This window comes from Bartonella sp. AD328YNZD (genome assembly GCF_042196425.1).
The window spans coordinates 1-3,820 of sequence record NZ_JBHIQG010000233.1 but is presented as its reverse complement, the minus strand read 5'-3'; the positions used below and the strand labels follow the sequence as shown (position 1 = coordinate 3,820).

Annotated in this window: 4 protein-coding genes; 2 read left to right on the top strand and 2 right to left on the bottom strand. The window is 37.5% G+C overall.

Annotation, left to right across the window (positions count from 1 at the left end; all coding sequences use genetic code 11):
• Positions 1 to 255: dUTP diphosphatase (gene dut, locus ACFIO3_RS09805; RefSeq protein ID WP_375704377.1), on the top strand; the 255-nt coding region annotated here is incomplete at its 5' end.
• 840 nt (positions 256 to 1,095) lie between these two features.
• Here the strand turns inward: dut and ACFIO3_RS09800 are convergent.
• Together ACFIO3_RS09800 and ACFIO3_RS09795 are read right to left on the bottom strand one after the other, a co-directional pair.
• Positions 1,096 to 1,674, bottom strand: coding sequence for a biopolymer transporter ExbD (locus ACFIO3_RS09800; protein WP_375615049.1), 579 nt, complete (start codon positions 1,672 to 1,674; stop codon positions 1,096 to 1,098).
• Entirely contained in the window at positions 1,671 to 2,573 is a 903-nt protein-coding gene (locus tag ACFIO3_RS09795; RefSeq protein ID WP_375614486.1) for a MotA/TolQ/ExbB proton channel family protein, read from the bottom strand. The genes ACFIO3_RS09800 and ACFIO3_RS09795 overlap by 4 nt, the downstream gene beginning before the upstream one ends.
• 1,017 nt (positions 2,574 to 3,590) lie before the next feature.
• Between ACFIO3_RS09795 and ACFIO3_RS09790 the strand changes: the two genes are divergently transcribed.
• Positions 3,591 to 3,820, top strand: a 230-nt coding sequence (locus ACFIO3_RS09790) for a DUF883 domain-containing protein (protein WP_375704376.1), incomplete at its 3' end; no start/stop codon positions are given.

Here is a 3,820-nt window from a genome sequence, read left to right as displayed (position 1 = left end):
TTAGCCTTAAAACACGGCATCACATGCCTCAACACTCCAGGAACGATTGATAGTGACTACCGTGGTGAAGTCAAAGTCCTTCTTATCAATTTAGGCCAAGAAGACTTTTCAATCCAACGGGGCATGCGCATTGCCCAAACAGTCATCGCCCCTGTATCCCAAGTTAATGTTTGCGCCATTGAACCAGAGCAAAATACCCAAAGCCATAACGAGAGCCGTGGAACAGGAGGTTTTGGTTCAACGGGACACACTTAAGAGGCTCTGAAAGATCGCTACTCTCAAAATAACACCTACCCAACCACTCTTTCACTGGAAATTCTTTGGGCTTTTAAAGTGCAGAGGGAATGCGCATTTGCTTTCAAAGTTTTTTCACTAAACGCACCTCTAAATAAGTATCTCTCAATTACGTCTCGTACGCTATACAAAACTTCATTATCACCCGATACCCCTCCCCCATAACAAAAACATTGGCACTAACCATTGAGAGTTCACACACCACTGGTAATGTCAACAATCTATACATCATATTGATTTATAATAATAATGAATTGTCTTGCAACTTAAATAAGAAATCTCAATATTGTAAGATTGTTTCATGGCAAGCCTATTTATATTAAATCAATCAAAAGCATGTTTCTCACGTTCCAAACGTGGCTAGCATGCGGATAACAACTGGAAAAATGCCTACAATGAATACTTATACTAAACACTGTCGCAACATTGGGAAAAAAATATAAATACGATAATGGTGCTCGCTTACTCTTTTGTTAAGCATAAAGATGGTGATGTTTGATAGATTTTTTATTATTTTACAGGAGGCTTGACCGTTATACCATTTATAAACACCGCCGCAAAAAGAGCTTTAAGATTATTAAGACACACAACTATCGCCTCTGCTGTTTTCTTGATTATACCTTTTGCGGCAAGATGAGTAGAGTTTAATCCTAAAAAAACCGATTCAATATATGAACCCCCTGCGTAATATCAAACCCATACGTATTTGGTTTAACAAAACCACGACAAAACCCTCATCAATTTCACTCTATGGCTTTGAATAATATTCTTTTCTTCCCGCAACAAAGGCTGTTTTTATCACTAATCAGAGACATCGGCTGGAATATTAGCGTTTCCCGCAGTGCCCGTTGTTACGGTATCCACATGTCCTACAACGTTACCACCCGCTCCATCGACAGCAGCGTCCTCTACCCCTGTTGTTTTATTATTGATCTCACCTCTTGAGACAAGATTGGTAGAGTTTTGCAATCCTACAAGACCAATTTTATTATATCCAGCCATACGTATTTGATTGAGTAAATCGATGACAGTACCATAATCAATTTCGCTATCCGCTTTGATTAAAATTTTTGCCTCTAAATTTTGCGTAGTTTCCCTCAACAAAGCTTCTCTCAAAGCTGCTTGTTCTACAAGATGATCACCAATGTAAAGAGAACGATCTTTTTGCAACGTAACATAAAGAGGTTCATCAGACTGAACCACTGAAGGTGCTTGAGTTATAGAAGGAAGCTGAACGGAAATGACAGACGTTGCCAAAGGCGCTGCAACCATAAAAACAATAAGCAACACCAATACAACATCAATAAAAGGGGTCACATTGATTTCGCTTTGCAACCCACTCTCGTCTATATCCCAATCATTATTAAGGCTTGCTTTCATTTTTTATGACTTTTCTGTTGTCTTTGTCTATCAAGTTCACGGCTCAAGAGCCTTTCAAGAGCAGCAGCGATATCGCCTAAATCACTGCGATAACCACTCAAAGCACGCATAAGGCTATTATACATAACAACGGCGGGAATAGCTACAAAAAGCCCAACAGCCGTTGCGAATAAGGCTTCAGCAATTCCAGGCGCCACCACATCAAGTCGCGTTGTTTGAGACTGAGCAATCCCAATAAAAGAATTCATAATTCCCCAAACAGTTGCAAAAAGACCAACAAAAGGAGCAATTGCGCCAATAGTTGCAAGAACAGCGCTTCCACATGCAACACGGCGTGTAGCAGCCAGCAAGCAGCGTGACAAAAGTGAATGAACCCTTTCTTTTAAACCTTCATGAACATCACGAGCCTTAGCATCGCGAACATCGCGGGAAACATCTTCATATTGATTGCTCTCCTCATAAAAGAGAATATCTTCAATCGTTTGTGCACTTTCCCCTGTACTGTTTTTTTCACCAGAGCTTTCGTTTATCCCTTCAGGAGCAGAAAAATGAACCTGTTGTGCAGAAAGATACACCTCTTTAAGAACTTCTTTGAGAAAAAACACACCAGCTCCTTTACTTTCTTTCAAGCTAGCTGCCAAACGCGTAAGAGTCTGAGCATTTAGAACCAATTGAAGTTCATGACGTACTCTTCGTTTTACCAAAGTGATCTCAACAATTTTCACAAAAGCAATTGTCCAAGACATAAGTGAAGCAAGTAACAAAATAATGATAACGGCTTTCACCACCCAATCAGCAGCCATAAACATAGAAAAAGGAGAAAAATCATGCACTATCAATACAGAAGACATATTATCTAAAGGGACTGTTTTATCTAAAGGGACTGTTTCAGATTCCATTTTTATCTCACATTCTTGTGCTCTTATCTTTATTTATGAGCTGGATCGTCACCCCGCATAGCATCACTGTTCCACAATGCCACGACCCTTTTAACGTCACTTTTGTATTTCTCTTAAAAAATAAAACTTGATAAATCAAGTATAGTTTTATTTCATAAGCTCTCTCTTAATTCTAAAGAAATTACTCAAGAAATTTTTCTCTAACAATTCAACAAGTTTATCTTACCCAATCAATTTATTGCATAAATTAGGCAAAATGATAAATTTACAAGAAGTATCGCATATAATATTTTAATTTATAAGAATAATTTATCATCGTTCCTGTTAAATAAATCTCTCATATCGCAAAGCTTTTCTCATTTCAGCAGCTCTTTTAAAGCCAACAAAATATTTGCTTACATGAAACAAGCAGCAAAAATATCATAAAACTCTTGAAGAAAAGGATATGCACATCTCTAACAACCCGCGCACTGAAGTCCCTCTCCTATCCTAAAATAAAAATATACCTTACGTTTAAAAAAAGAACTATCGCAATATCTTAAACTGACCAAAAGTATCATGGGGAGCGGGTGTTGCCCCCAAATACATAGAGAGCAAAAAGCCGCAATATTATTTTCTTTTTCTTCTTCAAAAGCATAAAAATGACATTACTTCTGCCGCAAAATCGCAACAACGATGTTTTTTACCTGTCACAAGCTTAAAAAATAAACCTCAACACGCTTTTTAAAAAACTATTATAAAAAAAACTGCGCCACGAGAAACTGAAGAATGGTGCTAAATTCCTGCAAAAGCATAAAAGCATATAAGACAATTCTCAACAAATACGCCCCCTTTACAGACAAAGCATATCGTATAGGAAAGATTTATTTTATCAAAAACAGTTTTAAATTCGACAAAATGAAAGGAACCAAAAAAAGCTTTTGGCGTTACTCAAGCAGTGAAAATTTTCACTCCAATGCAAATGATCACTATGAACACATCAATACAAATATAATGAATCAAGAGGGATAAAATATCATGGCCCATAATAAAACAACACAGCACGATAAAACAGCCGTAGAAAAAGACCTACAAGGACAATTAGAAAAGTTACGCACTGAAATTTCAGGGATTACCTCAACCCTAACAGATCTTGGTGCAAACAAATTCAACGCCGCCAAAGACAAAGCGGAAAAACTATATCACTCAGCGAAAGAAAGTGGTGAAGACATGATGTCTCAAGCAAAAGACAAAATCAGTGATCTTGA

What these genes read in the sequence shown, in the direction of transcription:
- ACFIO3_RS09800 (WP_375615049.1), bottom strand. Translation starts at nt 1,674, where the DNA reads ATGAAAGCAAGCCTTAATAATGATTGGGATATAGACGAGAGTGGGTTG.
- ACFIO3_RS09795 (WP_375614486.1), bottom strand. Translation starts at nt 2,573, where the DNA reads ATGGAATCTGAAACAGTCCCTTTAGATAAAACAGTCCCTTTAGATAAT.